The organism is Pseudomonas arsenicoxydans (assembly GCF_900103875.1).
GTDB classification, from domain to species: Bacteria; Pseudomonadota; Gammaproteobacteria; order Pseudomonadales; family Pseudomonadaceae; genus Aquipseudomonas; species Aquipseudomonas arsenicoxydans.
The window spans coordinates 5086589-5107667 of the sequence record NZ_LT629705.1; the positions used below are offsets into that span (position 1 = coordinate 5086589).

Sequence of the window (21079 nt, forward strand, 5' to 3'; positions counted from 1 at the left end):
CACTCTCGGGCGTCGGCCGTTGCCGAGGTCAAGTTCATCAGCCGCTGCCGTTTTTCAGCGTTCGGTGATAGTCCTCCCCCGCTATCGCACGCAGATACGCCTGATCGGCCTCAATCCTGAGGTCGCGCCATTCTTGCCAGCTGACGATTCCCAAACGGTCCATTTCGTCAGACTGACGAATCAGTTGCTCGTGGTAGGCATCGGGGCATTCCATGCGCAGCCTTATGTCCTCAAGCGCGAGATGCCAGGCGTTCAGCGCACGAAGTTTTTGCTCTTGAGCGGCTGTCAGCTGATGGGTAAATGAGTGCATGGCAGCGCCCCGAGAGTTCTTTCAAAGTGGATCAATCCTCCATGAATCCGGTTCAGGTACACCGACCAAAGGCAGGCACACACCGAGTTCTGGCCGGATCTCTCACCCCCTTCAACCCGCACCTATAATCCAGATAAAAGCAGGTCCTCGCCGCGTCGCAGGTAAAAGACTCTGCCTATCGCGCCCCAATACTCCACCTATTAGCTGACTTCCCGAGTGGGGTCTAACCTGTATCCAGCGCTGGCAGAACACGCTGGCCGGTTTAGTGCTGATATGGAGACAGGAATGAGCCCGAAGCTTGACTAGGCCATCCGTGGGCCACCACCGCACAGGCAACTCGATTGCCGCTGTTCAGCATCCTCGTGTGGTCAAGACAATCAGTTGATCCAACGGCTGGCCCTGCAGCCTATGTCATGGATTTCGCTCGTCGCTATCTGACGCCCATCCCGGGCCGGATAGCCGGATGAACACGACCAAAGGTAGCTCGCACATGGCAAATGAATCGAAATGCCCGTTCAATCACGCCGCTGGCGGTGGTACGACGAACCGCGATTGGTGGCCGAACCAACTGAATCTGAAGATCCTGCACCAGCACTCGTCCCTGTCTGACCCCATGGACGAAGGCTTCGACTATGCACAAGAGTTCAAAACCCTGGATTTTGCGGCGGTCAAAAGAGACCTGACTGCGCTGATGACCGATTCCCAGGACTGGTGGCCCGCCGACTTCGGCCACTATGGACCGCTGTTCATTCGCATGGCCTGGCACGCCGCAGGCACCTACCGCACCGGTGACGGTCGAGGCGGCGCCGGCTCTGGCCAGCAGCGCTTTGCGCCGCTCAACAGCTGGCCGGATAACGTCAGCCTCGACAAGGCCCGCCGCCTGCTCTGGCCAATCAAGCAAAAGTACGGCCGGAAAATTTCCTGGGCTGACCTGATCGTCCTCACCGGTAACGTCGCGCTGGAGTCCATGGGCTTCAAGACTTTCGGTTTTTCCGGTGGCCGTCCCGACGTCTGGGAACCGGATGAAGACGTTTATTGGGGCTCGGAAAACAAATGGCTGGGGGGCGACGTGCGCTACGGCAAACACAAGGAACCCATGCAAGAGCCCGGCGAAGGCCCACTGGTTGCTGAGCCGGGGGAAAATGAGGAGAGCCGCACTGACCAGGGACGCAACCTGGAAACCCCGCTCGCGGCCGTGCAAATGGGCCTGATCTACGTCAACCCGGAAGGCCCGGAAGGCAACCCCGATCCGGTCGCTGCCGGCAAAGACATCCGCGAAACCTTTGCGCGCATGGCAATGAACGACGAAGAAACCGTGGCGCTGATCGCGGGCGGCCACGCCTTCGGCAAAACCCACGGCGCAGGACCTGCCGACAACGTCGGCGCCGAGCCCGAAGCCGCTGGCCTTGAACAACAAGGCTTTGGCTGGAAAAACAGCTTCGGCACCGGTAAAGGCCCGGACACCATCACCAGTGGCCTGGAAGTGACCTGGACCACCACGCCCACGAAATGGAGCAACAACTTCCTGGAAAACCTGTTCGGCTTCGAGTGGGAGCTGAGCAAAAGCCCGGCGGGGGCGAACCAGTGGGTGGCAAAAAACGGCGCCGGTGCCGGCATCATTCCGGATGCTCATGACCCGTCCAAACGCCGTAATCCGACCATGCTGACCACCGACCTGGCGCTGCGATTCGACCCGATCTACGAGCCGATTTCACGGCGCTTCCTGGCCAATCCGGATCAACTGACCGATGCCTTCGCCCGCGCCTGGTTCAAACTGATCCACCGCGACATGGGCCCCCTCTCACGCTACCTCGGACCGGAAATGCCGAACGAAGAGCTACTCTGGCAAGATCCGATTCCAGCGGTCGATCACGCCTTGATCAACGACAGTGATGCTGCCGCACTCAAGAGCAAAATCCTGGCCTCGGGCTTGAGCGTTTCGCAGCTGGTGTCAACGGCCTGGGCGGCGGCTTCTACCTTCCGTGGCTCCGACAAACGCGGGGGCGCCAACGGTGGTCGCCTGCGTCTGGCGCCACAGAAATTCTGGCAAGCCAACCAGCCTGAGCAACTGGCCAATGTGCTGGCCAAACTCGAGGGCATTCAGAGCGAATTCAACAACAGCGGCAAGAAAGTCTCGCTCGCGGATCTGATCGTGCTGGCCGGTAATGCTGGCATCGAACAAGCAGCGAAAAATGCCGGCCACAGTGTGACGGTGCCGTTTACCCCGGGACGGATGGACGCCTCGCAAGAGCAGACAGATGTCGAGTCGTTCAGCTTCCTGGAACCGGTCGCCGATGGCTTCCGCAACTTCCTCAAAACCCGCTACCGCGTACCGACCGAGCAGCTATTGATCGACAAGGCGCAACAGCTAACCCTGACCGCACCGCAAATGACCGCGCTAATCGGCGGCCTGCGTGTACTGAACACCAACGTCGGACAAACCCGACACGGTGTGTTCACACAACGGCCAGAGGCGTTGACCAACGACTTCTTCAAAAACCTGTTGGACATGAGCGTGGAATGGAAACCCGTGTCGCAGGACAACGAAGAGTTCGAAGGTCGTGACCGCAAAACCGGGGAAGTGAAATGGACCGGGACGCGTGTTGACCTGGTCTTTGGCTCGAACTCGCAGTTGCGGGCATTGGCTGAGGTCTATGCGACCAGTGACGCGCAGGAGAAATTCGTCAAAGACTTCGTGGCGGCGTGGACCAAGGTGATGAACCTGGATCGCTTCGACGTGAAGTGAGGCAATCCTGAACTTGTGAGGCCTTGAATGGGCCATCGCGACCCGGTGACACGGATCGCGGTGGCCTCATTCCTTTAAACGGCAAGACCAAAATCGGCGACACCTTCCTGCTATTTGCGCAAGCTTAATGCCCCGTGCCGCCCATGCACTCCGCCGTGCTGGCAAGCGCCATGCCTGCCTGCTGGACGAGTTTGCGCCACTCCTCGCCCGTAATGAGATCGGCGCGCTCCATGTCGTCCGCGGCCCTAAGTAACCTGAAGTACCTTTCCTCTGCACTGATGAAGTGTGCAGGCAGTGCAAACAGCTTGCTCCAGGCGGCCATGGCCAACCTTCTCTGTGCTTCTCTCATCGCCCCCCCCTGTATTCGTCTCAGGCAAATGGATACCTGCCAATCGAGACCGTTCAAACGGATGACGTTTTAGCCGACCAGTGGTGGCATTAAGCCACAAATGTCCGCGCAGCGCTGATCCGATGGCGTTGGCGAGATGAACGGTCGGAGAGCGCTTTACCTCAAGGGCACCGACCCGGCCCTTTCCTGCTTACTGTCCCCCTCTCCTGCGTTTTGTCGCCTTCCTGATGCAAATTCAATCTGGCGCTTGCACAACCTATATTATGGTATACCATCATACGCACAGACACCCCAAAACCTCATACGGAGCAGCTCATGAGTTTCGAAATTCGCAAGATCGTCAGCTATGTCGAAGAGACCTTCATCGAAGGCGGCAAGGCCACCGACAAGCCCGTCACCATGGTCGGCCTGGCCGTTGTCATGAAAAACCCATGGCTGGGTCGCGGCTTCGTCGAAGACCTGAAACCGGAAATCCGCGCCAACTGCTCTGACCTCGGTGCACTGATGGTTGAGCGTCTGGTCGGCATCATCGGTGGTGCCGAAAAAATCGAGGCCTACGGCAAGGCGGCCGTGGTCGGCGCCGATGGCGAGATCGAACACGCCTCGGCGGTCATCCATACCCTGCGCTTCGGCAACCATTACCGTGAAGCGGTCAAGGCCAAAAGCTACCTCAGCTTCACCAACAAGCGCGGCGGCCCGGGCACCTCGATCCAGATCCCGATGATGCACAAGGACGACGAAGGCCTGCGTTCGCACTACATCACCCTGGAAATGCAGATCGAAGATGCGCCGCGTGCCGATGAAATCGTGGTGGTCCTGGGTTGCGCCGATGGCGGCCGCCTGCACCCGCGTATCGGCAACCGTTACATCGATCTGGAAGAACTGGCTGCCGAGAAAGCTCAGTAATCACGGTCGGTCACAACAACAAAAAGGCATGCAGGAGCGCTCCATGATTCGGCTCACCGCTGAACGCACCCCGGCTGGCACCAGTTACCTGGCGACCGGCCAAGGCCAGCCCGTGGTATTGATCCACGGCGTGGGCCTGAACAAAGAAATGTGGGGCGGCCAGGTCGTTGGCCTGGCCACGAAATACCGCGTGATTGCCTACGACATGCTCGGCCACGGCGCCAGCCCGCGCCCGGAAAGCGGCACGCCGCTGCTCGGCTATGCCGATCAGTTGCTGGAGTTGCTCGACCACCTGCAACTGCCCAAGGTGACGGTGATCGGCTTTTCCATGGGCGGGTTGGTCGCGCGGGCGTTTGCCTTGCATTACCCGCAGCGCCTGCAAGGCTTGGTCGTGCTCAACAGCGTGTTCAATCGCAGTGCCGAACAACGTGCCGGCGTCATTGCCCGCACCGCACAGGCGGCAGAACACGGGCCGGATGCCAACGCCGAGGCCGCGCTGTCACGCTGGTTCAGCCGTGAATACCAGGCGGCCAACCCGGCACAGATCGCAGCCCTGCGTCAGACACTGGCCGGTAATGACCCCCAGGGTTACCTGACGACTTACGAACTGTTCGCCACCCAGGACATGTACCGCGCGGAGGATCTGGGCAGCATCCAGGTGCCGACGCTGGTCGCCACCGGCGAACTGGATCCGGGCTCGACGCCACAAATGGCCGAGCAACTGGCCGCACACATTCCGGGTGCAACCGTTGCCGTGCTCGCCGAGCAGCGGCATATGATGCCCGTAGAATCGCCGCGCCTGGTCAACCAGCTATTGCTGGAGTTTCTCGACAACGCGCACTCCCGACAAAACCAGATCAAGGGGATCGTTGCATGACACTCGCACGCTTCCAGATGTGCATCGGCGGTGAATGGGTCGATGCCCTCTCCGGCAAGACCTTCGAAAGCCTGAACCCGGCGCTGGCCGAGCCTTGGGCCGAACTGCCCGACGCCGACGAAGCCGACGTCGAGCGCGCCGTACAGGCGGCACAGACTGCTTTCGACAGCCCGGCATGGCGCGGTCTGACCGCCACGGCGCGGGGAAAATTGCTGCGCCGCCTCGGCGATCTGATTGCCGAAAACAAGGAACACCTGGCGCAGCTGGAAAGCCGCGACAACGGCAAGCTGATTCGCGAAACCCGTGGTCAGGTCAGTTACCTGCCGGAGTTTTTCCACTACACCGCAGGCCTGGCAGACAAGCTTGAGGGCGGCACCCTGCCGCTGGACAAGCCGGACCTGTTTGCCTACACCGTGCACGAAGCCATGGGCGTGGTCGCCGCGATCATTCCCTGGAACAGCCCGCTGTACCTGACCGCGATCAAACTGGCGCCCGCCCTGGCCGCCGGTAATACCATCGTGATCAAGCCGTCCGAGCACGCCTCGGCAACCATTCTCGAACTGGCCCGTCTGGCGCTGGAAGCCGGCATTCCACCGGGCGTGGTCAACGTCGTCACCGGTTACGGCCCGAGCACTGGCGCCGCCCTCACCCGCCATCCGCTGGTGCGCAAGATTGCCTTCACCGGCGGAGCGGCCACGGCGCGGCATGTGGTGCGTAGCAGCGCCGAGAACTTCGCCAAGCTGTCGCTGGAACTGGGCGGCAAGTCGCCGAACATCATCTTCGCCGACGCCGACCTCGACAGCGCAATCAACGGCGCCATTGCCGGGATCTACGCCGCGTCCGGTCAAAGCTGCGTCTCTGGCTCGCGCCTGTTGGTTCAGGATGAAATCTACGACGAGTTCGTCGAGCGTCTGGTGGAGCGTGCCAAACGCATCCGCATTGGCAACCCGCAGGAAGACAGCAGCGAAATGGGGCCGATGGCCACCGCGCAGCAACTGGCCGTGGTCGAAGGGCTAGTCGCCGATGCCATCGCCGAAGGTGCCCGTCTGCGCATGGGTGGCAAGCGTCCGCAGAATCTGGGCGAAGGCTGGTTCTATGAGCCGACCTTGTTCGAATGCGACCACAACTCGATGAAGATCATGCAGGAAGAAGTCTTCGGCCCTGTGGCGTCGGTGATTCGTTTCAAGGACGAAGCCGAGGCGCTGGCGATTGCCAACGACTCCCAGTTTGGTCTGGCTGCCGGTATCTGGACACGCGATCTGGGCCGTGCCCATCGCCTGGCCCGAGACGTGCGTTCCGGGATCATCTGGGTCAACACCTACCGCGCCGTATCGGCGATGGCGCCGATCGGTGGCTTCAAGAACAGCGGCTATGGACGCGAAAGCGGCATCGATTCGGTGCTGGCCTACACCGAGCTCAAGACGGTGTGGATCAACCTGTCCCAGGCGCCAATGCCTGATCCATTTGTGATGCGCTAGGAGATTTACGAAATGATCGAACCCGGCATCTACAAAGACGTCATGAGCTCGTTCCCTTCCGGGGTCACGGTGGTCACCACCCTGGACCCGGACGGCGGCATCGTCGGCATCACCGCCAGCGCTTTCAGTGCGCTGTCGATTGACCCGGCACTGGTGCTGTTCTGCCCCAACTATGCCTCGGACACGTACCCGATCCTGCGCGACAGCAAGCAGTTCGCGATTCACTTGCTGTCCGCCGACCAGACCGCCGAAGCCTATGCGTTCGCCAGCAAAGGCAAGGACAAGGCCAAACACATCGAATGGCACTTGAGCGAACTGGGTAATCCGCTGCTGGGCAAGGCCACGGCGATCATCGAGTGCGAACTGTGGCGCGAATACGATGGCGGAGATCACGCGATCATCGTCGGCGCGGTGAAGAATCTGATTCTGCCCGAGCAACCCGTCACGCCGATGATTTACCACAAAGGCAAGCTGGGCCCGCTGCCCGCGCTGGCCTGAACGGCATACTCAAACCCCTGCGGGAACGAACCTGCTCCCACAGGGGATTTGCGGCGAAAGGATGATGAAGATGAGCAACGAGAAGTATGAAAAAGGCCTGAAAATCCGCACTCAGGTGCTGGGCGAAGCCTATGTGAACCGTTCCATCGAGAACGCCGACGACTTCACCCGGCCACTGCAGGAAATGGTCACCGAGTACTGCTGGGGCCACGTCTGGGGCCGTGAGGGTTTGTCGCTTAAAGAACGCAGCATGATAAACTTGGCCATGATTTCGGCCCTCAATCGGCCTCACGAACTCAAGCTGCATGTACGCGGCGCCTTGCGTAACGGGCTGAGTCGTGAACAAATACGCGAAATTCTGCTTCAGGTCGGTATTTATTGCGGTGTCCCCGCTGCCGTAGACAGTTTCCGGCTCGCCCGCGAAGCGTTCGCCGAAGCCGATGCCGAGGCCTCCAGTTAACCCTTGGCTGTTGTGATGACCTGAGCATGATGATCCTGGATCGTAGTGCTCTTTTTGCATGGACAGCCACATTCAGAGCGGACCCCATGAAACGCCTGCCACTCGACGACAGCTTCAAGGTCAATCGCAACCCCGTTACCCTGCGCGAAATCGTGCTGGATAAACTGCGAAGCGCCATCATGAACTTCCAGCTACTGCCGGGAGACCGTCTGGTCGAGCGCGACCTGTGCGATCGCCTCGGGGTCAGCCGCACCTCCGTGCGTGAAGCCTTGCGTCACCTGGAATCCGAAGGTCTGGTGGAGTTCGCCGATGCCAAAGGCCCACGGGTCGCCATCATCACCCTCGCCGATGCCGTCGATATCTATGAGCTGCGCTGCGTGCTTGAAGGGTTGATCGTGCAGCTGTTCACCCTTCGCGCCAAGGCCAAGAACATCAAGGCCCTGGAGAAAGCCCTCGAGGAAAACCGCAAGGCCCTCAAGGATGGCGAACTGCAACAGGTCATCGATTCGGTCCAGGGTTTCTACGACGTGCTGCTCGAAGGCTCCGGCAACCATGTCGCGGCCACTCAACTGCGCCAGTTGCAGGCGCGCATCAGCTACTTGCGTGCGACCTCGGTGTCCCAGGAAAACCGTCGTGGCTCGAGCAATCAGGAGATGGAGCGCATGGTCGAAGCGATCAAGAGCGGCGATCCGCTGGCCGCTCACCAGGCGTGCGTCGACCACGTTCGCGCCGCCGCCGCCGTGGCGCTGGATTACCTGAAGCGCAAGCAGGAAGAAACCGGGGCAATCCCCGAGATCACCCTGCCCATCGCGCTTAAAGAACCACGCATAGGCCGCTGAACATGTTCAGCCCGAGCTTTTGTCCAAAGTGCGGCGGCAACGACTTGAAGTCGCAGCTGCCGCCGGGCGATACGCACGAGCGCCTGATGTGCCGCGGCTGCGGCTACATCCATTACGTCAATCCGAAAATCATCGCCGGCTGCATCATCGAGCAGGATGGCAAGTACCTGCTGTGCCAGCGCGCGATTCCGCCGCGCCCTGGCACCTGGACCCTGCCCGCAGGCTTCATGGAAGGTGGCGAGACCACCGAACAAGCCGCATTGCGTGAAGTCTGGGAAGAAAGCGGCGTACGCGCAGAAATTCTCTCGCCTTACTCGATCTTCAGCGTGCCGAAGATCAGCGAGGTCTACATCATCTTCCGCGCCATCGCGCTGGAAATTACCGGCCAGTACGGCCCGGAAACCCTCGACTACAAATTCTTCGCACCCGAGGACATTCCTTGGGACAGCATCTATTACCCGGCGATCCGGCAAATCCTCGAACGCTACATCGAAGAACGCCAGGCCGGCGTCTACGGCATCTACATCGGCAACGATGACACCGGCAAGATTCACTTCATTCGGTAGTGGACATGCGGCTGGTGGTCTTGAGATCGCTTCATGACGCCTGAACGCTTTTATGGATTTGGCTCCTGAAGCTCACCCTCTCGAAGTCCCCTGTACTGCAAAAACCAAACGAGGCGGCCTGCCGATCGACCTGGTTTCGGCAGAGATGCAGATCGTGCCTTTGATCTACCCGCGCCATCGCCACAATAGATCGGCGTACCCGCTTCGCTCCTCACCACTCAACAGGCCGAGCGGTAGCTCGCCTGCAGCTCTTGAGCTGGCTTTTGATCCACCCGCCCCTTCGGAAGGCTGAGTGGAGGCATTCATCTGGGGGGCAGGCGCGCAGCGCCGTTCGACGAAGTCGAACACATCGAGAGGAGGTCGAAGCGAAGCCGACCGGAGGCGATGCCCCCAGATGAATGCCTAAGCGAGGGGCCGGACGCTCGGGGCGAGCCTTTTTTTGCTTACTTTTTTTTGGCGTTTAAAAAAAAAGTGAGTCGCCGTAAGGGCGAAACCGCCAGCCGCCGTTACCGCAGCAACGGATATGTACACCTACAAACAAAATGATCAGCTGTAAAGCCCCTCCCCCCCAGTCTATAAATCCTCAAATCTGACGCAATAGTCCGACAATTCGTCAGGACAGTCGCGTCAAGCGCGTACTAAGATTTACACCTCATTCAATCAAGGACGATTCATGAAGCGCATTGCCGGTTGTCTGTTATTTTTCCTGACCTTTACCGCCCTCGCAGCCGACCTGAACCTGCTCACCGACAACCACCCGCCCCTGCATTTCCAACAAGACGGCAAACTGGTGGGGTTTTGCGTGGAGGTGGTGCAGGCACTGGCCGAAAGCACCGGCGATCAGGTGCATCTGCAACAAATGCCTTTACTGCGCGCCTTACGCGTTGCCGCCACCGAGCCTGCCACCGGCGTGTTTACCGTGCTACGCAGCGCCGAACGCGAAGGACAGTACCAATGGGTCGGCCCTCTGATGGACGTGGAAATCGCCCTCTATGCCGCACGCGACATCCAACAACCGGTGCGCAGTCTGCAAGACGTCAACAACCTGAGCCGTATCGCCATCCCGCGTAAATGGCTGGCTTACAGCTACTTGCAAAAGCAAGGCCTGGCCAACCTGTATGGCGTGGAAACGCCCGAGCAAATGATGCGTCTGGCGCGCCTCGGTCGCACCGACTTTGTCGTGGCCGATACCCTTTCCGTGGCGACGATGGCCCGTGAAGAAGGGTTGCCACCCACCCAGTTGCACTACCAGATGCCGCTGATGAAACAAGGCACCTACATCGCTTTTTCCCCACAGACCGATGCTCGTCAGGTCATCCGCTGGCAACAGGCGCTTGATGAGATGAGCCGCGATGGCCGCCTCGAACAACTCAAACAGCGTTGGCTAAGCGAACACACGCCCCGCTGATGATGGAATGAAAGCATCATCAGTCTTGGTTTCGCCGGTTGAAACAATCTGGAGTTCCGTCACCACAGCTCCTACAGGGATTATTTTTTAGTCAGGCGGGCGGCGAGATTTTTGGCCTGGCTTGCCACGTCGGTGACTGCCGTGCTTTCCCACCACATGCCGCGCAGCGGTGGGCCCATGGCGAACAGCCGGCTGGAAATATGCCCTTCGGCGTCCAGCACCGCGCCATCCACTGCGGCCGCAATACCCAACGCCAACGGCCCGGGTCGAATCAAACCGCGCGCCAACAGTTGCTGTGGCAGCGGCCGGGCGACACGGCGCCAGTCGTATTCGATGCCGCTGGAATTGATCAACGCCGCACCACTGACGACAGCGGTTTCAGCTTCACCACGGCGGCGGATGCGAATGCTCACCTGCCCTTCGACTGTCGGCTCCAGCCCCTTGAACGAGGCGGCCTGAATCCGCAATCGCCCTTCCTTGTGCAGCCGTGCCACGAGTTCTGCACTCAACGGTGGCGAGCGGTGGTGATGACTTTCCCACCATGGCCGCACGTGCCGCACAAACTGCCGACGCTGCACATCCGTCGCCTGATTCCACAACCGGCCGATATGCGCCCGCACCGTATCGAGCGGCGCCTGCCAATCGATGCCTTGGGCGATGGCGTCCCGGCAATGCCGACGCAGTTCTCGCACCAGCTGCCGGGGGGTGCGAATGCTGGGGTCTTCAGCAAGAAAATCCGCCCAGGCCGGCGGTTGCCGGCGCACGTGCGGGAGCAAGCCATGCCGGGAAAACACTTCGATCGGCCCGCGATGCCCGGCCTGTTCCAGCGACACCACGGCATCGACCATGGTCAGGCCCGAGCCGATGATCAGTACCGTCGATTGCGGGTTGAGCCGGCGCATGGCCGCCACGTCCCACGGATCGAGCGCCGCCGCGTTCAAGCCGCTGGACTCGGTCTGCGGCGTGCGCGCAGCCGGAAACATTCCCGTGGCCAACACCGCATAAGCCCCTTGCAGACGTTGCCCGTCACTCAAGTTCAGCAGCACCGAATCATCCCCGGTTTGCAGGTCGACGACTTCGGCCCGCACATGCTCGACCGTTGAACCGTTCAACGCCCCTACCGCTTGCGCCTCGGCCAGACGCTGCTGCACGTACACACCGAACAGTCCGCGGGGCGGGAACAATTCACTGATCGGCACATGCTGTTCATCCGACTCAGGCCAGCCACCGGCCGCAATGTAATCGGTCAGCCACCGGGTCAGGTCATCGGCATTGTCCGGATCGACACTCATGCGCGCGGCGTTGCCGTTGAGCGTATGGCCCAGTTCGACCGCACTGTACGCCTCGCCCCGGCCGAGTTCGGCGCGTGGCTCGATCACCAGCACCGAACGTCGCCCAGGCAAGCGCAGCAACTGCGCCGCCAGCATCGCGCCGCTGAGGCCGCCGCCGACGATCAGGATATCCGCGTGGCGGATGGCGTCAGTCGCCTGTCCGCTGTGGGTTTGAGTCATGGCGTTCTCACTGGTCAATGTTTTCCTAGATAGAAATCGTGCAGATCGCCCCGCGCCAGCAATGACTCGCTGCTGCCGGACAGCACCACACGGCCGGTATCGAGGACGTAGGCCGTCGATGCGTACTTGAGTGCCACGTTAATATTTTGCTCGGCAATCAGGAAGCTCACCTGCTCGTCACGATTGAGTTGGGCAACGATCTCGAAAATCTCCTGGACGATAATAGGCGCCAAACCCATGGAAGGTTCGTCAAGCAGTACCAAAGTAGGACGCGTCATCAACGCCCGGCCGATGGCGACCATTTGCTGTTCGCCGCCAGACGTCAATCCGGCCTGGGTCTTGCGCTTGGTTTTCAGGCGCGGAAACCAGGTGTAGATCCGCTCCAGATCATGGGCCATGTCCTGACGACTCAAACGCCGGACAAACCCGCCGCTGCGCAGGTTGTCCTCGACCGTCAGCTGCGCGAACACGTGCCGGCCTTCGAGCACATGGACCATGCCTTGGCGCACGCGCAGGCTGGGATCGACGCCTGCGGTATCACGTCCGAGAAACTCGATGACCCCGCGACTGACCTCCGCGCGCTCGGCCCGCACCAGCCCGGAAATCGCCTTGAGCGTGGTGCTTTTGCCCGCGCCGTTGGCACCGAGTAACGCGACGATGCCCCCCTTGGGCACCGTCAGCGACACCCCGGCCACGGCCAGGATCGCGCCGTCGTAAATGACTTCGATGTCTTTGACGTGCAACAGGTCAGGGGCAGCAATGTCGCTGGCGGCTTGGCTCATGGCTTATTCATCTCCGGTGCAGGTGCGCGGTGTCAGGCCTTTTTCCTTGGCGAATGCCGCCGATTTTTCGTCGATCAACGGCCGCAACAGGGCACGGTCGGCGACGATCCAGTCGCTGATCAGCGTCCAGTTGGCGCCATCCCACTGCTGCACCCGAGCCGAACCACCGCCCTCATGATCCTTGCAGGACAGCTTGAGGTTCTGCATCAGGCCCAGATAGCCCATGTCCTTGAGCCGCGCGTCGTCGATGTTCAAGTGTTCCAGGCCCCAGCGTCCTTCCTCGCCGTTGAGCGGACGCTTGCCGAATTTGCCTTGGGCGGTGCGGATCGCTTCCACCATTACGGCTGCGTTCACCAGCCCGGAGTTGTAATAGACGCTGCCGAAATTCTTCAGGTCCTTGAGATCGCTTTTGCCCTTGTCGAGGATGTATTGCTTGAGGCGCTTGTGGATCTCGAAATCGGTGCCGGCCGGGTATGGCGTCAGCGCCAGATAGCCCTTGGCGGCAGCGCCTGCAGGCAATACATCTTCGCTGGAACTGGCCCAGATATCGCCGACGATGTGGTCCACCGGGAAGCCGAAGCGTGCCGCCGTCTTGACCGCCACCGGCGTCGACACGCCCCACGTGCGCAGGAAAACCCAGTCCGGGTTGAGCTGACGAATCTGCCGCCACTGCGACGATTGTTCGTTACCCGGATCGGCCACCGGAATCTGGATGTTTTCGAAGCCGTACTTCTCGGCCAGCAGTTTCAGCGGCCCCAGGGTTTCCCGGCCGTACGCCGAGTCGTGGTAGACCGTGGCGATCTTCTTGCCCTTGAGTTTGTCGAAGCCGCCTTCGCGTTGGGCGATGTAGTTGATCAGGCTCGACGCCTCGCTGTAGAACGTCAGCATCACCGGGAAGTTGTAGGGGAACACCGTGCCGTCGGTGGCCTCAGTGCGGCCGTAACCGAGGGTGATCAACGGGATCTTGTCGACCTCTGCCCGTTCGCTCAGCGCATAGGCGGCCGGGGCGCCGTTGGGTGAATAGATCGCCACTGGCGCGCCATCCAGGCCCTTCTTGAAGCGCTCGTAGCACTCGATGCCCTTCTCCGCCGTCCACTCGGTTTCGCATTCCTGCCAGACCAGTTTGACGCCGTTGATCCCGCCCTCCACGTCGTTGATGTAGTTCAGGTAATCGAGCATGCCGGCCCAGACCTGCACGCCGCTGGAGGCATACGCGCCAACGCGATAGGTGGCTAACGGGAAGAATTGCTGGTCCGGCGATGCCTGGACCATCGGCACCGTAGCGCCATAAACCGCCAGCGCCAGAGCGGCGCCAACCAACGAACGTTTCAAGGATGCACGCATGTTGTCTCTCTAATCGTTGAGGAATTCAGAAGCGCAGCGGCCAGTGGCTCAGCCGTTCACGAAGGTTGCTCAGCAGGCGGATCAGCCCTTCCGGTTCCTTGATCAGGAACACGATGATCAGCACGCCGAAGATGATTTTTTGCAGGTTCTGCAACTGGCCGGCGTCCACCGAACCGCCGAACAATGCCTGCCCGGCGTGGCTGAGCAGGATCGGCAGCAGGCTGATGAATGCCGCGCCGACGAAGTTGCCGGCGATGCTGCCCATGCCGCCGATAATGATGATGAACAGGATCTGGAATGAGCGATTGATATCGAAGCTGCTGGCGCTGGCGGTGCCCAGATAAGCGAAGGCCCACAGCGCCCCGGCGATGCCCAGGTAGAAGGAGCTGACGGCGAACGCCAGGTGTTTGTAGCGCACCACGGGAATGCCGATCACCGCAGCGGCGGTGTCCATGTCGCGGATCGCCATCCAGTTGCGACCGATCTGGCTTTTCACCAGGTTCACCGCAACCCAGGTCAGCACCAGCACCGTGGTCAAGGTCAGCAGGTAACGGCCCAGCGGTGTGTTCAGGTCATGGCCGAACAACGTCAGTTTTGGCGCAGAAATGGTCCCGGAGGATCCGTAGTTGTAGAACCAGGGAAATTTGACGAACAGCCACTCCAGAAAGAACTGTGCAGCCAGGGTCGTGACCATCAGGTAAAAACCCTTGATCCGTGAGCTCGGCAAACCGAAAACGAAACCGACCACGGCGCTGATCAGCCCGCCGCCGAGCAGCGCCACCGGCAGGCCGAGTTCGGGCAAACGCAGCAGGAAGCCATAAGTGGCAAACGCCCCGACCGCCATGAACCCGGCAGCACCGACCGACGTCTGGCCGGTGTAGCCGGTGAGCAGGTTCAAGCCGAGCCCGGCCAGGGACAGCACCAGGAACGGGATCAGAATGGCGTTTAGCCAATAGTCATTGCCGGCCAGTGGCACGACGACGAAGGCGATCAACAACAAAGCGCCCAGGCCAATCGGCACACGACGTTCGATCAACACCGACGGTGCGGTTTCACGGGTAAGGGAAATCGACATGGGTTCAGACTCGCTCGATGGCGCGCTCGCCGAACAGGCCGGCGGGACGGATGTAGAGGAAGGCCAGGGCCAGGACGTATGCGAACCACGGCGTAATGCCGCCGCCGATCAACGGGCCGACGTAGACTTCGGCGAGGTTTTCCGCAGCGCCGACAATCAGCCCGCCAACAATCGCCCCGCCAATCGAGGTAAAACCGCCGATGATCAGCACCGGCAAGGCTTTGAGCACCACCAGCGACAGGGAAAACTGCACCCCTTGGCGTGCGCCCCAGAGCAATCCGGCGACCAGCCCGACAATGCCCGCCACCGCCCAGACGATCTGCCAGATGCGGTTCAGGTTGATGCCGATCGATAACGCGGCGGTGGTGTCATCGGCCACCGCGCGCAACGACACGCCGATGCGGGTCTTGTTGAACAGCAGCGCCAGCACCGTCACCAACACGATGGCGGCCGCCGCCGCGATCAGGTCGAACTGGCTGACCATCAGGCCGCCGATAAACAGCGGCACATCATCGATGCCCAGGTCCAGCGCCCGCACCTGCGAGCCCATCAAGCCCTGCGCCAGGCCTTCGATGATGAACGACAGTCCAAGCGTGGCCATGAACAAGGTGATCTGCGAGCGATTGACCAAGGGCCGCAACACCAGCCGTTCGATCAGCAGCGCACCGATGACCATCACCACCACGGTCAGCAACAACGCCAGGGCAAACGGCACGCCTTGATCGTGCAGGCTGACGAAGGTCAGCGCAGCAAACAGCAGCATCGCGCCCTGGGCGAAATTGAACACACCGCTGGCCTTGTAGATCAGCACGAAGCCGATGGCGACCAGCGAGTACATGGTCCCGGCGAGCAGGCCACCGAGCAGGGTTTCAAAGAAAAACGTCATCAGTGCACCACTCCCAGATAGGCCGCAATCACTTCGGGGTCGGCCTGCACTTCGGCAGGTGTGCCGTCGCCGACCTTGCGTCCGTAATCGAGCACCACGACGTGGTCGGACAAGCCCATGACCACGCTCATGTCGTGCTCGATCAACACCACCGTGGTGCCGAGGTCGCGGTTGATGTCGGCGATGAAACGGGCCATCTCTTGTTTTTCTTCGGCGTTCATCCCGGCCATCGGCTCGTCGAGCAGCAACAGGCGCGGCCCGGCGATCAAGGCGCGGCCCAGCTCCACGCGTTTTTGTAGGCCATAGGAGAGGTTGCCCACCGGCACATCGCGGTGCGCTTGCAGTTCGAGGAATTCGAGAATGGCCTGGGCTTGTTGGCGGAAGTTTTCGGCTTCACGCCGGGCTCGCGGCAGGTTCAACGCCTGCTCGATGAAGCTGCTACGCAAGTGCCGCGAGAGCCCGGTGAGGATGTTGTCGATCACGCTCATCTTCTTGAACAGCGCGTTGTTCTGGAATGTGCGGCCGATGCCCCGCCGTGCAGCGGTCAAGGGATCGATGTGGGTGAACGGCTGCTGTTCAAAGGCAATCGACCCCGCGTCAAACCGGTAGACACCGTTCAGTACGTTCAGCAACGAACTCTTGCCCGCGCCGTTGGGGCCGATCAGCGCGCAGATCTCGCCTATTCGCACCTCGAACGACAATTCATTGATCGCCTTCACGCCTTTGAACGACAGGGAAATGCCGCTGACTTGCAGGATGGAATCGGTCGAGCTCATGCGATGTCCCGTTTGAATTCGGTGAGCCAGGTCGGCGTCGGTTGAGCGTGTGCGGCGCGGGTGGCTTGCCAGATGAAACGCAGGTTGTGGAAACCGAGCAGTCGGCGAACGCGATTTTTGATCAGGCGTTGCAGACCTTTTTCCGGGTGGGCAATGGCCCAGTCGCACAGGCGGCGGCGCCAAGTGCCGTGCGGGGCGAGACGACTGTCGATTTCATCGGCCAACCGTTGCAAGCGTCCGGCGGACAGCACCAGCCCGGAGGGCGCGACTTCGCGACGATCCCGGCTGGCGCTGCCCAGGCTTTCCGGGAACGCCAGGGAGTGACCGCTGCTCAGCCATTGTTCAAGCAACACCGTCAGGCCGGTCTGCCATTGCGTGCCCTCTTCGCCCCACAGTTGCGTGCCCTGGCTCCAACGTTTGAGGTGTTGCGGGGTGTCCACCGGGCCGAGCAACTGGTTGAAATCCAGCAGCGTCTGGCCCTGCTCGCGCCACCGTTGTTGCGTCTGCCGATCCTGAACGAAAGCGTGAGTGGGACGACTGCGCCCCAGAATCTTGCGCAGGGTTGGTGGATCGAGGTTGTCCGGCAGCGTCAGCGATTGCCCGCCCAGATGCTGCGCGGCGAGGGCCAGCAACAACAGATTCGGTTCGAAAGCACCGCTCAGGGCCAGGCGTGAATCCTCGGTGAAGCCTTGCTGGCGCAAACCGTCGGCGAGGCGCTCGACATCACGCAAGGCGTCGATCCAGCGCCAGACAAACCACTGACCGTGGCGCTTGTGGCGCAACGCCGATTGCAACGGACTGACCTGCGCCCAATGGCGCAGTTGCTCCAGCGCCTGGGGCAGATCGACCCGCCACTGGGCGGTATCCGCAACTGCCGGACGTTTGAGTTCGTGCACGCTCATGGGTGACCTCCTGTTCATGGGCAAAAGCGTGCGGTGGTCCGCTGAGCTGAAGGATTGACGCAATGATCGTTCCCACGCTCCGCGTGGGAATGCCGCCATGGACGCTCTGCGTCCGCTTTTGGAGCAGGGAACGCGGAGCGTCCCGAGATGCATTCCCACGCGGAGCGTGGGAACGATCATTTGTGTAGGACCCGATTATCTTGTGGGAGCGGGCTTGCTCGCGAAGGCGTCTACGCCGACACCACTTTCTTTTCCTGCTGCCGCAACACTCCGAGGTCCCGATACCCCGCCCCCGGATGAATCTCCGGCAATCGCGGCCCTTCCCCGAACAACTTCTCGCGCAAGGTCCCTGGCGCGTAGTCGGTCTTATACACGCCGCGCTTTTGCAGCTCAGGCACCAACAATTCCACGGCGTCGACAAAGGTCTCGTGAGTCAGCGCATAAGCCAGGTTGAAACCGTCCACATCGGTCTCTTCAACCCACTCCTGCAACAGATCAGCCACAGTCTCGGGGCTGCCCACAAACAACGGACCAAACCCGCCGATGCCAACCCAATCGGCCAATTCGTTAGGCGTCCAGACCTTGTTCGGGTCTGCCGTGGAGAACGCCTCCACCGCCGATTGAATGGCGTTGGTGTGCACATGCTTGAGGGGTTCATCGGGTTTGAACTGGCTGAAATCGATCCCGGTCCAGCCCGAAATCAACGCCATCGCGCCCTCGTAGCTGACCCAGGTTTTGTATTCCTCGAACTTGGCCTTGGCCTTGGCGTCGGTCTCGCCGAGGATCACCGTTTGCAGGTTGAAGATCAGAATCTTCGACGGATCGCGACCGGCCTCGGCGGCACGACGACGAATGTCGGCCACGGTTTTCTTCAGCAGCACCTTCGATGGCGCGGCGACGAACACACACTCGGCATGCTCGGCGGCGAACTGCTTGCCGCGACTCGATGCACCGGCCTGATAGAGCACCGGCGTACGTTGCGGAGAGGGTTCGCAAAGGTGAATGCCCGGCACCTGGAAGTGTTTGCCGACATGGCGGATCTCGTGGATTTTGCTCGGGTCGCTGAAAATCCGCCGTTCGCGATCACGCACAATGGCGCCCTCTTCCCAACTGCCTTCCCAGAGCTTGTAGCAAACCTCCAGGTATTCCTCGGCGAAGTCGTAACGCGCGTCGTGTTCGGTCTGGGCTTTCTGGCCGAGGTTCTTCGCACCGCTTTCCAGATACGAGGTGACGATGTTCCAGCCGGCGCGGCCCTTGGTCAGGTGGTCGAGGGTCGACAGGCGCCGGGCGAACGGATACGGATGCTCGAACGACAACGAAGCGGTAAGACCAAAGCCCAGGTGCTCGGTGACCAGCGCCATCGGCGGGATCAGTTGCAGCGGATCGTTGACCGGCACCTGCGCCGCCTGACGAATCGCGGCATCCCCATTGCCGTTGTAGACGTCGTAGATACCCAGCACATCGGCGATGAACAAACCGTCGAACTTGCCACGCTCGAGAATTTTCGCCAGATCAGTCCAGTATTCGAGGTCTTTGTATTGCCATGAGCGATCACGCGGATGCGCCCACAACCCCGGCGACTGGTGGCCGACGCAGTTCATGTCAAAAGCGTTGAGGCGGATTTCACGGGCCATCAAACAACACTCCGAACGCTTGGGGGATGGATGCCGTTGAGGCGAAAGTTGCCTATGAGGTGGAGTTTCCAGCGCAGCGGATCGTGCAGTGATCCATGCAATACGGTGCGTTGGCCGGTGAGTTCGAATTCGGCGTTGCTGACGGCGTTGAGCGCATCGGCGCTGGCCAGGTGCGACTCGGCAATGGCGACGCTGATTTCCGTGTCGTCCTGATGACTGTTGAAGAAATCTTCGGCGCGTTCGAGCAGCGCGGCGGCGACTTCGATGCGAATGTGCAAATCGCCGAAACGGCTGATGACGTAAGGGTCATTCGTGGTTTCTTGCTGACGGACAATCCGCAGCGTCGCATCCAGCAGGCTGCGGGCGTTGTGCAGGTCATGCTGACTCTTGGCCAGCGGCTGGTCGGCAACAATCGGTTGAGTTAGGGCATTCATGGTGGGCTCCTCAGTTCCAGGCGTGGCGCGCAGGCTTCACGCCGTTGAGCAGGTAGTTGCCGATCAGGTGGTATTTCCAGCGTGCCGGGTCGTGCAGGGTGTGGGTGCGAGCGTTGCGCCAATGCCGGTCGAGGTTGTATTTGCCGAGCACCGAGCGGGTGCCCGCCAGTTCGAAGAGCTTGCTGCTGGCAAGTAAGGCGATTTCGGCGGACAGCACTTTGGCTTGGGCGACCACCACCGAGGCGTGGGCCACCGTGTCTTCATTGGGGTTGAGCAACGCCGCGTCGATGGCGTGGCCGGCTTTTTTCAGGATCGCTTCGGTGCCGTGGACGCGCCATTCGAGGTCGCCAATCGCGGCGATGCTGAACGGGTCCTGCCAGCCGTGATCCTGGCCGCTGTCGATCCATGGCCGGGCTTCACGGGCGTAGCGCTTGGTTTCTTCCAGGGCGCCGACCGCGATGCCGGTATCCACGGCCGCCTGGATGATTTGCGAGATCGGGCCATCGGCGGTGGGTTCGTCGAACGCCTTGTGGGCCGGGATCACCGCACTGAGCGGGACCTTGACCGCATTCAAGGTGACGCCGCCGCTGGCCGTGGTGCGCTGGCCGAAACCGTCCCAGCTGTCGATGACCGTCAGGCCGGGTGTGTCGCGCTCGATGAAAGCGATGAACGCCTGGTTCTGTTCGTTGACCGCCACCGCCGGCACGATGTGCGCAAACAAGGCGCCGGTGCAGTAGAACTTCTCGCCATCGATTTGCGCGGTGTCTTGATCAAACCGGATACGGGTTTCGAACGCGCCGGCATTTTTGCTCTTGGATTCGGAAAAGGCGTTGCCGAAGCGATAACCCTGCAGGACTTTGCCAAAGTAGTAGCGCTTCTGCTCTTCGGTGGCGGTTTGCAACAGGATGTCGAGCACGCCGAGGTGGTTTTGCGGGATCTGGCCGAGGGACGAGTCGGCGGCGGAAATGATCTTGATCACTTCCGCGACGGTCACGTAGGAGACACCTGCGCCGCCGTAGGCCTTGGGAACGGTGATGCCCCAGAGGCCACTGGCGGAGAACTCGTCCAGTTCATCAATTGGCAAGCGTCGCTCGCGGTCGCGGACGCTGGCCTCGATGGCGAAGCGCGCAGCTAGCTTGTGAGCGACGGCGATGGCTTCGGCGTCCGAACGGATCACGTGGGCGGTGCGGGGTTGGGCAGAGGCTGTCATGGGCGACTCCGGGATTCTGATGAATGCATCAGAGCTTTTGCAGGAGTCGTGCCTGAAGTTAATATCGTTTAATTTCAACAGCTTGAAG

At 61.0% G+C, this 21079-nt stretch carries 21 protein-coding genes; 9 read left to right on the forward strand and 12 right to left on the reverse strand.

Annotated features, from left to right (window positions below; genetic code table 11):
• Window positions 1–37: 37 nt before the first annotated feature.
• Complete coding sequence (locus BLQ41_RS23665) at window positions 38–310, reverse strand: hypothetical protein (protein ID WP_090185173.1); 273 nt, start codon at window positions 308–310, stop codon at window positions 38–40.
• Window positions 311–800: 490 nt separating this feature from the next.
• Between BLQ41_RS23665 and katG the strand changes: the two genes are divergently transcribed.
• Entirely contained in the window at window positions 801–3056 is a 2256-nt protein-coding gene (katG, locus tag BLQ41_RS23670) for a catalase/peroxidase HPI (RefSeq protein ID WP_090188791.1), read from the forward strand.
• 124 nt (window positions 3057–3180) lie between these two features.
• On the opposite strand, the gene BLQ41_RS23675 is transcribed toward katG, so the two are convergent.
• Complete coding sequence (locus BLQ41_RS23675) at window positions 3181–3378, reverse strand: hypothetical protein (protein ID WP_231997059.1); 198 nt, start codon at window positions 3376–3378, stop codon at window positions 3181–3183.
• A 342-nt stretch (window positions 3379–3720) separates the two neighbouring features.
• On the opposite strand from BLQ41_RS23675, the gene BLQ41_RS23680 reads away from it, so the two are divergent.
• From BLQ41_RS23680 to BLQ41_RS23715, 8 genes are all read left to right on the forward strand, one after another.
• Window positions 3721–4311 (forward strand): amino acid synthesis family protein, encoded by a 591-nt coding sequence (locus BLQ41_RS23680; RefSeq protein WP_047226613.1) that lies wholly within the window; start codon window positions 3721–3723, stop codon window positions 4309–4311.
• A 43-nt stretch (window positions 4312–4354) separates the two neighbouring features.
• The gene (locus BLQ41_RS23685; protein ID WP_090185179.1) at window positions 4355–5188 is read left to right on the forward strand and encodes an alpha/beta fold hydrolase; all 834 of its coding nucleotides are present in this window, start codon (window positions 4355–4357) and stop codon (window positions 5186–5188) included.
• Window positions 5185–6666, forward strand: coding sequence for an aldehyde dehydrogenase (locus BLQ41_RS23690; RefSeq protein WP_090185181.1), 1482 nt, complete (start codon window positions 5185–5187; stop codon window positions 6664–6666). The genes BLQ41_RS23685 and BLQ41_RS23690 overlap by 4 nt, the downstream gene beginning before the upstream one ends.
• Window positions 6667–6678: 12 nt before the next feature.
• Window positions 6679–7164 (forward strand): flavin reductase family protein, encoded by a 486-nt coding sequence (locus BLQ41_RS23695; protein WP_090185184.1) that lies wholly within the window; start codon window positions 6679–6681, stop codon window positions 7162–7164.
• 70 nt (window positions 7165–7234) lie between these two features.
• Entirely contained in the window at window positions 7235–7624 is a 390-nt protein-coding gene (locus BLQ41_RS23700; RefSeq protein WP_008059553.1) for a carboxymuconolactone decarboxylase family protein, read from the forward strand.
• A gap of 86 nt (window positions 7625–7710) precedes the next feature.
• Window positions 7711–8463 (forward strand): GntR family transcriptional regulator, encoded by a 753-nt coding sequence (locus BLQ41_RS23705; protein WP_090185187.1) that lies wholly within the window; start codon window positions 7711–7713, stop codon window positions 8461–8463.
• A gap of 2 nt (window positions 8464–8465) precedes the next feature.
• Window positions 8466–9029: an NUDIX hydrolase gene (locus tag BLQ41_RS23710; RefSeq protein WP_090185190.1), complete on the forward strand. Its 564-nt coding sequence runs from the start codon at window positions 8466–8468 to the stop codon at window positions 9027–9029.
• Window positions 9030–9702: 673 nt separating this feature from the next.
• Window positions 9703–10437: a substrate-binding periplasmic protein gene (locus BLQ41_RS23715; RefSeq protein WP_090185195.1), complete on the forward strand. Its 735-nt coding sequence runs from the start codon at window positions 9703–9705 to the stop codon at window positions 10435–10437.
• An 80-nt stretch (window positions 10438–10517) separates the two neighbouring features.
• Here BLQ41_RS23715 and BLQ41_RS23720 read toward each other — a convergent pair whose 3' ends face one another.
• The 10 genes from BLQ41_RS23720 to BLQ41_RS23765 form a co-directional block, all read right to left on the reverse strand.
• Window positions 10518–11948: an FAD/NAD(P)-binding protein gene (locus BLQ41_RS23720; RefSeq protein WP_090185198.1), complete on the reverse strand. Its 1431-nt coding sequence runs from the start codon at window positions 11946–11948 to the stop codon at window positions 10518–10520.
• A gap of 14 nt (window positions 11949–11962) precedes the next feature.
• A complete protein-coding gene (locus tag BLQ41_RS23725; RefSeq protein WP_090185200.1) occupies window positions 11963–12730 on the reverse strand; it encodes an ABC transporter ATP-binding protein in 768 nt (255 codons plus the stop codon).
• 3 nt (window positions 12731–12733) lie between these two features.
• Complete coding sequence (locus tag BLQ41_RS23730) at window positions 12734–14074, reverse strand: ABC transporter substrate-binding protein (protein ID WP_090185203.1); 1341 nt, start codon at window positions 14072–14074, stop codon at window positions 12734–12736.
• Window positions 14075–14099: 25 nt separating this feature from the next.
• Complete coding sequence (locus BLQ41_RS23735; protein ID WP_090185205.1) at window positions 14100–15149, reverse strand: branched-chain amino acid ABC transporter permease; 1050 nt, start codon at window positions 15147–15149, stop codon at window positions 14100–14102.
• Window positions 15150–15153: 4 nt separating this feature from the next.
• The gene (locus BLQ41_RS23740) at window positions 15154–16035 is read right to left on the reverse strand and encodes a branched-chain amino acid ABC transporter permease (protein ID WP_090185208.1); all 882 of its coding nucleotides are present in this window, start codon (window positions 16033–16035) and stop codon (window positions 15154–15156) included.
• Window positions 16035–16811, reverse strand: a complete 777-nt coding sequence (locus BLQ41_RS23745; protein ID WP_090185210.1) for an ABC transporter ATP-binding protein — start codon at window positions 16809–16811, stop codon at window positions 16035–16037. The genes BLQ41_RS23740 and BLQ41_RS23745 overlap by 1 nt, the downstream gene beginning before the upstream one ends.
• The gene (locus tag BLQ41_RS23750) at window positions 16808–17713 is read right to left on the reverse strand and encodes an AMP-binding protein (RefSeq protein WP_090185211.1); all 906 of its coding nucleotides are present in this window, start codon (window positions 17711–17713) and stop codon (window positions 16808–16810) included. The genes BLQ41_RS23745 and BLQ41_RS23750 overlap by 4 nt, the downstream gene beginning before the upstream one ends.
• Window positions 17714–17943: 230 nt before the next feature.
• The gene (locus tag BLQ41_RS23755; protein ID WP_090185212.1) at window positions 17944–19347 is read right to left on the reverse strand and encodes an LLM class flavin-dependent oxidoreductase; all 1404 of its coding nucleotides are present in this window, start codon (window positions 19345–19347) and stop codon (window positions 17944–17946) included.
• Entirely contained in the window at window positions 19347–19781 is a 435-nt protein-coding gene (locus BLQ41_RS23760) for an acyl-CoA dehydrogenase (RefSeq protein WP_090185216.1), read from the reverse strand. The genes BLQ41_RS23755 and BLQ41_RS23760 overlap by 1 nt, the downstream gene beginning before the upstream one ends.
• A gap of 10 nt (window positions 19782–19791) precedes the next feature.
• A complete protein-coding gene (locus BLQ41_RS23765) occupies window positions 19792–20991 on the reverse strand; it encodes an SfnB family sulfur acquisition oxidoreductase (protein ID WP_090185219.1) in 1200 nt (399 codons plus the stop codon).
• Window positions 20992–21079: the final 88 nt, after the last annotated feature.

Bases quoted from the DNA above. Each gene is read 5' to 3' on its own strand.
- BLQ41_RS23765 (WP_090185219.1), bottom strand. From the start codon at position 20,991: ATGACAGCCTCTGCCCAACCCCGCACCGCCCACGTGATCCGTTCGGAC.
- BLQ41_RS23680 (WP_047226613.1), top strand. From the start codon at position 3,721: ATGAGTTTCGAAATTCGCAAGATCGTCAGCTATGTCGAAGAGACCTTC.
- BLQ41_RS23760 (WP_090185216.1), bottom strand. From the start codon at position 19,781: ATGAATGCCCTAACTCAACCGATTGTTGCCGACCAGCCGCTGGCCAAG.
- BLQ41_RS23690 (WP_090185181.1), top strand. From the start codon at position 5,185: ATGACACTCGCACGCTTCCAGATGTGCATCGGCGGTGAATGGGTCGAT.
- BLQ41_RS23745 (WP_090185210.1), bottom strand. From the start codon at position 16,811: ATGAGCTCGACCGATTCCATCCTGCAAGTCAGCGGCATTTCCCTGTCG.
- BLQ41_RS23665 (WP_090185173.1), bottom strand. From the start codon at position 310: ATGCACTCATTTACCCATCAGCTGACAGCCGCTCAAGAGCAAAAACTT.
- BLQ41_RS23755 (WP_090185212.1), bottom strand. From the start codon at position 19,347: ATGGCCCGTGAAATCCGCCTCAACGCTTTTGACATGAACTGCGTCGGC.
- BLQ41_RS23695 (WP_090185184.1), top strand. From the start codon at position 6,679: ATGATCGAACCCGGCATCTACAAAGACGTCATGAGCTCGTTCCCTTCC.
- BLQ41_RS23735 (WP_090185205.1), bottom strand. From the start codon at position 15,149: ATGTCGATTTCCCTTACCCGTGAAACCGCACCGTCGGTGTTGATCGAA.
- BLQ41_RS23710 (WP_090185190.1), top strand. From the start codon at position 8,466: ATGTTCAGCCCGAGCTTTTGTCCAAAGTGCGGCGGCAACGACTTGAAG.
- BLQ41_RS23720 (WP_090185198.1), bottom strand. From the start codon at position 11,948: ATGACTCAAACCCACAGCGGACAGGCGACTGACGCCATCCGCCACGCG.
- BLQ41_RS23730 (WP_090185203.1), bottom strand. From the start codon at position 14,074: ATGCGTGCATCCTTGAAACGTTCGTTGGTTGGCGCCGCTCTGGCGCTG.
- katG (WP_090188791.1), top strand. From the start codon at position 801: ATGGCAAATGAATCGAAATGCCCGTTCAATCACGCCGCTGGCGGTGGT.
- BLQ41_RS23750 (WP_090185211.1), bottom strand. From the start codon at position 17,713: ATGAGCGTGCACGAACTCAAACGTCCGGCAGTTGCGGATACCGCCCAG.
- BLQ41_RS23725 (WP_090185200.1), bottom strand. From the start codon at position 12,730: ATGAGCCAAGCCGCCAGCGACATTGCTGCCCCTGACCTGTTGCACGTC.
- BLQ41_RS23740 (WP_090185208.1), bottom strand. From the start codon at position 16,035: ATGACGTTTTTCTTTGAAACCCTGCTCGGTGGCCTGCTCGCCGGGACC.
- BLQ41_RS23675 (WP_231997059.1), bottom strand. From the start codon at position 3,378: ATGGCCGCCTGGAGCAAGCTGTTTGCACTGCCTGCACACTTCATCAGT.
- BLQ41_RS23685 (WP_090185179.1), top strand. From the start codon at position 4,355: ATGATTCGGCTCACCGCTGAACGCACCCCGGCTGGCACCAGTTACCTG.
- BLQ41_RS23705 (WP_090185187.1), top strand. From the start codon at position 7,711: ATGAAACGCCTGCCACTCGACGACAGCTTCAAGGTCAATCGCAACCCC.
- BLQ41_RS23715 (WP_090185195.1), top strand. From the start codon at position 9,703: ATGAAGCGCATTGCCGGTTGTCTGTTATTTTTCCTGACCTTTACCGCC.
- BLQ41_RS23700 (WP_008059553.1), top strand. From the start codon at position 7,235: ATGAGCAACGAGAAGTATGAAAAAGGCCTGAAAATCCGCACTCAGGTG.